This is a genomic window from Scandinavium sp. (assembly GCF_036271055.1).
Lineage (GTDB): Bacteria > Pseudomonadota > Gammaproteobacteria > Enterobacterales > Enterobacteriaceae > Scandinavium.
Window position 1 is genome coordinate 1 of record NZ_DATBBJ010000071.1, and the last position, 8496, is coordinate 8496.

At 54.4% G+C, this 8496-nt stretch carries 5 protein-coding genes; all 5 read right to left on the reverse strand.

Going from position 1 to position 8496, the window contains the following annotated elements; all coding sequences use genetic code 11:
• The coding region (locus VH187_RS13495; protein WP_329701963.1) for a hypothetical protein at window positions 1-1463 on the reverse strand (1463 nt) is incomplete at its 3' end.
• Between the two features lie 413 nt (window positions 1464-1876).
• Complete coding sequence (locus VH187_RS13500; protein WP_329701964.1) at window positions 1877-2038, reverse strand: hypothetical protein; 162 nt, start codon at window positions 2036-2038, stop codon at window positions 1877-1879.
• Window positions 2039-2441: 403 nt separating this feature from the next.
• Window positions 2442-2882 carry a hypothetical protein gene (locus tag VH187_RS13505; protein ID WP_329701965.1) on the reverse strand — a complete coding sequence of 147 codons (441 nt, stop codon included), beginning with the start codon at window positions 2880-2882 and terminating at the stop codon, window positions 2442-2444.
• A 287-nt stretch (window positions 2883-3169) separates the two neighbouring features.
• Window positions 3170-3403 carry a hypothetical protein gene (locus VH187_RS13510; protein WP_329701966.1) on the reverse strand — a complete coding sequence of 78 codons (234 nt, stop codon included), beginning with the start codon at window positions 3401-3403 and terminating at the stop codon, window positions 3170-3172.
• A 2109-nt stretch (window positions 3404-5512) separates the two neighbouring features.
• Window positions 5513-5767 (reverse strand): hypothetical protein, encoded by a 255-nt coding sequence (locus VH187_RS13515; protein WP_329701967.1) that lies wholly within the window; start codon window positions 5765-5767, stop codon window positions 5513-5515.
• Between the last annotated feature and the right edge of the window lie 2729 nt (window positions 5768-8496).

Genomic DNA, 8496 nt, shown 5'->3' on the forward strand with positions numbered 1-8496 from the left:
CCTGTTTCACTTGTTCCCATCTGGTAGTTCTGCAAATCGTCGCTCCCCTCCCACACGGCATCTTCAACGGTTGCCATCATCATTGCGTCTGCTCTATCGGGGGAGGGGAGCCCTCGTTTCTTCATGTCCTCCTTCGACTCGATTTGGATTCGACCCTGCGAGTCAATCTTCCATTTGATTGAACCAAGTTGACTCGCCAGTTCATCGTCCTCCTCGTCGATATCGACCAGTCCCCGAGAGAACATGTCACGAAGTTTCCAGTACTGCTCGGCACGTCGATTCTTGAACTTCTTCTTGTTGAAGGCGTGTTCACTACTTTGGAACGGCACGACGTTGTAACCCAATTCGCTACACCGGTCATACACACCAGCACCAACGCCGATGATATCGATGACCGCTGGTACTTCATCCCAAGTTCCGCCGAGCCGCTCACCGACTTCCCCAGCCAGGAGCATTGTGTCACCGATGCCTGTTTCAGAGAACACGACTCGGTACACGCAGCCTTTGACACGCATGATGACACTTTGGTCCATGCCTGCACGAGCAACGTCCACGCCGTACCGTTTCTTCGAGCCCATCTTGGAGAGGTCAGCTTTTTGGGCTCTGACAATCCACTCTGGGTGAATAAGCGTGTCTGTGGCCTTCTTCGGGAATCTCCCGCGGACGCGTGACTCCCAGAGTGGACTGCCTTCGCCCCAGCGTTTGCGACGCTCCTCTACCCAAATCTGGCTCGTAAGCATGTCCGATAGTGCTTCCGGAACTTCCTCACCGGTGAAATTCGGCGTGTCGAATGCGTCGATACTGATGACATTCCATCCACTACCAGGTGCGCATACCTTGGCAAATTGACTGGCTGGGTCATCAGGGTTACCAATTGCCAGCATTCGTGCGTACTTGTTCGTGACCAAACCCTCGACTGCATCCCACAACCAGTTCGGTATCCCGGCTGCTTCGTCGAGTACCACAAGTACGTATCGGGCATGAATACCCTGAAACGCGGCTTTGGCTTGTTCAACGTCCAAGTAATCCTGCGGCTTCCTACCGAAGGCGATGATCTCATGACTACCTGTGATTTTCCATTCAGGCTGTTCCCCACCGGTGATATACCCGAGCAGTCCCGCTTTCCGGTGATGACGCCCGATTTCCCGCCACAGAATTGCTTTGATCTGAGTTTGAGTTGGAGCTGTTGTCACGGCAAAAGCTTGCCCGACTGGGTGCGTGTCCATCCACCAGCACACGAGGCCACCAGCGATGTAACTCTTACCGGGACCGTGGCAAGACATCACTGCTGTATGCCGATTATCGCAGACACTGTCGGCGATGTCTGCTTGCTTGGACCACACCCAGCCGAGCTTATCCTCCATCCACGCAGTTGGGTCATACAGGTACTCGCTATTCGCCTGCTGCGGATACAGGCGATTGAGTACACTTTCTGCCGTACCGGGTGGTAGAGTTGAGCGCACCGTGGTGTACTTATCCTGTGGGGCTGACAGGCGGTGGACTCGGTAAGGCTGGTAGCGATTCAACTGGTAGATGCGGCACGAATGGACCACCCGTGCCATATCCCACAGTTTCGTAAGTCCTTGGATCCGCTTCAGGATCCCCGTTCATGAACTTGCCTCGGATCCTGCGGTACCCCATGGAGTGCTGATCGTTCATCGGCTGACGGTGTACGTTAGCAAGAGCTGCTCGTGCAGCGTCATCCAGCACCCAGTCATACTCGTACGGAGTAAGTATCGTCATGCTGTCATCGCTCCTAACGTAGAACTATGCACAAAATGACGCGAGGTACAGGGGGGCACGTTGTATCTCGTGAGGGACGAGGAAACGTCGGTGATAACGCGGCGTAGACGCGAAAATTTCAATTCCCCAACGCTCATTTCGGGCACTGTGCAGCTTTGAGTATCGTTTTCTGGATATTCTCGATCTGATGCTGCTGATGCTGGTTGACTGCGATTGCCCCAACCAGGGTGATTGCCAGAATGACGTAGGCAAGAGCTACGTAGCGAAACCTGCGGCGAATATCTTTGGCACTCACCGCTTCTCCTGAGCTTTGAGCACTGGGTTGAGGCCGACAAGCGAACCTCCGAACGTGAAGATGGCAGGGTCAATAGGTGGCCAGATGCCCCATACGATGAGCCCGACACCAAGGAACAGCAAGGTGTAACCTCGAACGAGGTAGTACTTCTTGTATCCACCATTGCCTTGGTTGTCATCATCGCTTGGTCTACCAGGTTCGAGGATTACCATCTCTCAGTGCGCCCTCCAGGGCTTGAACCGTGGCCCAATCTCTGCCTTGCCGCGTTGATTGAGGAAGCTCCAGTACCAGCCTACGCGCCAACGTATGTGGTACTTGCTTCAGGGCGCATTCTTCAACCAGTGCCGTGTGCTCCCGGTTCTGATTGAAGGTTCCTACCACCGTACTGCGCTCCCAGCTTTTGCTAGAACGTCATCGCGGTGCCGAACACGACACACGCATTGCTGAGGCCGTTCGGACCGTCTGCCAGGTCCACAGCGGCGATGTTGATGGTTGTGTCCTGACCACCATTGGACACGTAGTGCACCTGCACGTCTGCCCGGGAGCTAGCCGAGCTGAACGGGTTGATGAGGACTCGCGCCGTGGTGTTCGCGGTACCGAACCGAGGAACGATGGCGAAGTTCGTGCCATCCCGCTCGGTGAGGATTCCAGGAGCCACGTTTGTGGCCACAGCGGTCAAGGTGAGTCGACCGAACGCGTCACAAGAGGCGTTCAGCTTGACACCATCCAGGTCGCTTACGTCCTGGGTTGCGCCACTGGTGTCGGACTTGTAGGTGAACTCCTTGGCGTTGTTTCCACCCGGTCCTGCAGGCCCTTGCGGTCCAGTTGATCCGGTGAGCCCCATCGGGCCTGCGGGTCCTGCAGGTCCAGCCGGGCCGATTGGTCCTGCGAGTCCCATTGCTCCTGCAGGTCCAGCAGGTCCGGTGTCGCCCTTCGGACCCTTCGGTCCTGGGAAGCCACGTGGACCGCGAGGCCCGACCTTCACTTTCGCAGTTGTGGCCTGATTTGGCATGGCGTTCGCCGTGCTTGCCCCAACCAGTGCGAACGACGCGACCAGTGCCACGCCGACAGATGCGATCTTCTTCACTTAGATTGCCCCTTAGGGTGTTGTTAGTTTCCGGCCGATTGGTCCTACCCCACAGGGATGTGATCCCCAGGGACCTGCCCCGGTGCCGGAGCCGTCTTGACTGCACGCTCTTCAGCGTTCGGGTACTCCTCGACTGTTCCTGCTTCTTCCTGCTGTGCCCGAATCTCATCCTGAATGGACTGGTGATATTCGAGTCGCTCCTGTTCCAGCTGCTCGCTTTCTGAAGGCTCTTCGTCTTCTCCGCTCTCGCGGTAACTTTCTGCCTGGTCCTCTCTCACCTCCTCCGTGCTCTTCGACGGATCAACCAGGGCTCCCTTCTGGCCAGATCCTGAGCCTTGTGGCTGCTGTGCGGAAGTGTCTGGTTCCTCCGAGCTGTCCGCACTCTCCTGTCCGGGCTCTTGGTCCGGATGCTCAGGATCATGTTCGGGAGCGGGTTCGGCCTTCGTGCGACCTGGACCTCGTGCTGCTGGGGTCATTTGGTCCTCCTGTTTGAGCTGCTATCTCTAGTGCACGGAGTCTTGTACCGAGCACATCGGGTAGTTTAGCCCGTTGCTTAGCTGTGAGACTGAGGTCCTCAGCAATGTTCTCAAGCAACGGAGCGAGGATGTCTGCCACTCGTTCTGCTACGGCAACCCTTCGCTCATCGATTCCAGCATCAATTGCCATCTTGGCATAGCGTGCCATGCGGTCTGCTGCATCTTTGCGCAGGTGTGCCCAACGAGAGACAATCTCTGGGTCCCTCTTCTCCTCAACCAGGTCGAAGGCCCCTGATGGCATCTGCATGAACGTCTGACGGAGTGGTCGTTCGAACAACTCATCCTCATGCAGACGACTGATCTGAGCGTCACAGTAGGCCACTTCCCCAGCTGCGAGGCGAATGGCCCAGAGCAGAGCTTCATGGGGTTCCACATCAACTGCGGTTCCCATGAATCGGTCATCGACGCGTCCCAACCAGTCCTGCATTGACATCTTGAGTCTGGGTGCTCCGCGGGATCTGTTTACATCGCTCATGGCTGCCACGTTAGCATGGGGGTAGGTTGGCTGTCAAGTGAACTCCGGCAGAATGGCCATTTTGCGGGGCGTGATGGTGGGAAAAACGTCTTGTACGAACTTTGTATTAGGCCTGTACTAGGAGCGTTCAGTTTTTTCTGGGATCAGTGCGTGCGTTGCCTGACTCGGGACGGTTGGTCGGTGTAGTTCTGTAGGAGCTCCGTGAGTGAGATTGGATCGATGTTCCACAACCAGCGAGTGACTGGTGATCTCTAGGAAGATCAGTTGACTGTGTGGCTTGAGCTTTACCCTGAGGATCTTGGGAGCCTTACTGTCCCATAGTACCTCGTCGATGTCTGCTGGGTCATACCCAGCACTAATGAGCGCGACGTCCAGCACGTTGAAATATGAGGGTCTTGTGTCCATGTATGACATCGTATCAGCAGTGGTAAGGGCGAGCAATAAGTTGTCAGCCAGCGGTCAAAGTGCAGAATTGCCGACTACGGAGTTTACGAATTATTCAATGGGGTTTCAAACTCGTTTTGAGTTGGGAGTGTGACCACCACCCTTCCGCCACTGGACCGGTAATCTTTTGCCACTGATGTGGAACCGGTCCAGCACTGGTCATGGCCAACTCCACTGCACCACTCGACAAGGTGGAGCTGCAACACCACAACACCACTCGACAAGGTGTGTACCAATGTGGAGTGACCAGAGCCACAATGCACGAAACGAACCGCACCTCGTCACTCGACAATGTGTGACACGTGGCGAACAAACCGCATCCACATTGTCGTGAATGTGTCACGTACACGTGTGACACAACGACCGGTGACACACGTGTGTCACACACGTGTGACACGTACACGTGTGACACACGTGTGACACGTTCACACGTGTGACACGATGACACGATGACACGTTCACACGTTCACACGTTCACACGTTCACGTGACGCACGCGTCACACGATGACGTGTCGATTGCACGTGTGCGATCACACACGTGTGACGCATGACGCACGTGTGACGCGTGTCGTGTGTGATCACACACGTACGTGACGCGTCGTGTGATCGATCACACGTGTGACGCGTCGTGTGCGTCGTGTGACGCGTCGTGCGTCGTGACGCACACGTGACGCGTCGTGCGATCACACACGTGTGTGACGCGTCGTGTGTGCGTCGTGCGTCGTGCGTTGTGTGTTGACGCGTGACGCGTGACGCGTCGTGCGCGCGTCGTGTACGTGCGTCGTGACGCGTCGTGTACGTGCGTCGTGCGTCGTGCGTCACGTGTGACGCGCGCCGGGCAATCACGCACAATGCCCAGTTAGTCAAGTGAGTTGAGGGGGTATGGTGGCAAAAATAATGTCACACGCGAACGTGTGACATTATTTGTGCGTCAAATGTCGCGTGCCATTTCCAACAATTCGACGAACGTGTGACATTCACATTCATCGATCAATGACACGTACGCGTCGAATGCGTCACACGTGTCACACGGATGTGTGAACGCGTGTGGCATGTAATCGGCGATTTGTGTCATGACGTTTTCAACGTCGCCGATTGTCACATCGGCGAATTCGCCATACGTGTCACGCATGACGGTGGCGAATGCGTTGTCGGCGGTGGCGATGGCGTTGCGTGCGAATGACATTGTGGAACCTTTCGTTTGACAATCAATGATGTTGAACAACATCATTGATTGTAGCAGCGAAATCCGGTTGAAACGAAGAAAACCGTATGAAACGGATGAGAACTTGCTAAGAATCGGAGTGGCGAAAAAAGTGACCACTTCCGTGTCATGTACGAACCGGTCACATGTCAACCGCGTGCCGATTGCACGATGCGAGATGCCACTTCGCCACATGCCACATTGAATGTCACAACCGGTTCCGTGTCACCGTTGAACCGGAACTACCCTGTCACAATGTGGACGTAGTAGTACCAATGGCATTGGAACTGGTCAATTGGTAAGTACCCTGTTGTGGATGGTCCTAACGTGAAATGGAACTGAACGTGTGAATGAAGGTGGACCTGATGTGAACCGATGTGTCACTGAATGTGGATAGGTGTCATTTTGAATGTGGCAGTGTGGGTGTCATTGAATGTGAATGTACACAACCAGCGTGATTGTGAGTGGATTCGTTCAATGTGGATTGTGAGTGGATTGACCCAGTTCATTTGAATGTGGATTGACACGCGCATGTGGATTCACACAACCAGTCCCATTGTGAGTGGTTTCAATTGGACCCATCATAATGCACTCGTGCAGGGCGATTTATATATAAAATTTGCGTCCACCGAAAATGACACGGTCGAAGTTGCACCTTACATGTTCGGTACACATCTCGCGGCAGGGCGGTTGTGTCGTGTGTGTGGGAATGGATTTTTATTATAATTCATACACACACACCCCGACACAAACGAGGACTACCCGTGTGTGGCGTGCGTCGTCGTCGCGTGGCGATTTTATATATAAAGCGTCACATGTGCCGTCTATGTGGTTCATCAGTTCCACAACCGTCGAGTTCCGAATAATTGCCATCGGGTGGATGTACCGCTGAGATGTACTTTTCGAGATCATCGTGCCGATTACTGACACTGTGTTGTTGCGCATAGTGCCGTCTGCAATACCCTTTTGCATAGTGCTTCCCACCGCATACGGTACATGTTTTCCTTTGACGTGGGCCTGGTTGTGTGATCTCAATTGGCGGTTCGTTCCATATTTCCCATTCCTCTTTCCAATGCACTTCACATATGCCAGTCCCGTTTGGGGATGTGCGGTAGCAATTTCGAAATTGGCACCATGGGGATGAACCAGTCAAATCGGGTACCGTTGGTGTGTCCCATGCCAACCGTACGTCGGACGGGAGTTCACTGCCCTCGGTGTCATAAAGGGGCTCCTTGCGTGTCCCACTGTTCACGATGCGCACTCCCGCTAAGCGTAACCGCTGATAGTGCATGGTACATACACCGGCAACTTGGGAACGTCGATAGCAGGACTCCCATTCCCGTGTGTCAAGGTTCCACGTCTCGGCGTTACACAACTTGAGACCACTGTCATGATCGTATTTGAGCATTGACTTCATCACTTCACACTCCCCTGATTGATTTTTGTACACATGCCATCATATAGGGCACCAATGGACATTGTCAAGTTAGCCACTTTTGTCCACGTGGCGAGGACCGGTTGCGGAACGCGTCAACGCCGGATTGGACCGATCCTTCATAGGACGAGATCCCGTTTTGCCATCGCTAATCAGGATCTCGTCCTACGAAGGAGGCCTTGTGTGACCGGTCACGAATATTTCGATTCCAGTACAGCTCTGTATACGTAATTCGGTCGCACAGCGCCCAAAATCGCACCCTGGCAACTAGAATCTTGAAATACGAGAATCTAGAAAATCCCTGCAAAACCCGCATAATTGTGCGCACAACTAAGTGTTTCATAAGGATCTCGCACAAAACCGGTGACACCTGCTAAAATCGCCGCGTAGCGGCGATCAGTTGAAATCGTCGCTGGCGAACGCGTCACATATCGCGCCTCTTCGCCCCACCGTGTGTGGCCTTGCTAACGCTCCCGCGCACGTACGCGAGTGACACGTCCTACGTGTGACTCACCGCCACGTGAACATTGCCGTGTGTCACGCGCTACGCGCGTCGTTGAGCAAACGCCGAACGACGCAAACGAACGCGTGAAACTGCGACATGACATGCGACGTGTGATCACCGTCCCGCGCGTCACGATGACCTCCCTACACAACGTTCGACCGCGCGCACGCGCGTGCGACACGTGCAACGCATCATGCAACGCACGCGTCACACACAACGCGCGTCAGGAACGTTTGAACGGTTGAAAGCGAAATATGACGAGCGCCGCAATGCGGTGTATTCGCTCACGTGCAGGCTGCCCAACACTGCACTGTAATCAAAATCTGGTGGCGAGCAAATGACCAAAACTCGGTAACGGCACACACCTTGTGCCTACCCGCTAGCGATTGTGCTTGGTTTCACGATTCACTTTGCGTCGGTACACGACGTGGACATCTCCCGGGGTGCCCCAGTGACGATAGACAAGCAAACAAGCAAATGGGACGGTGCATATGCGATCTGATGGTCGATGATCGCAAGGAACGCGGCAACGCACGTTACTTGGCCAGTGTCACAACTTGCAAGCGAAAAGAATCACACAACGCGAGGGGAATTTGAGTGCCCCGTTTGAGCACGTGTGATTCATACTCCATTCCTTGTCGCCACACGAGTGAACGTTTACGCGTTTGACTCGCACACGGTGTCGTGACCGTAATGTGGCGTGGCACAACAGTAACGTGCCATGTAGTACCAACTAACACTCACACTCATATCAAGGAGTTACACAATGTC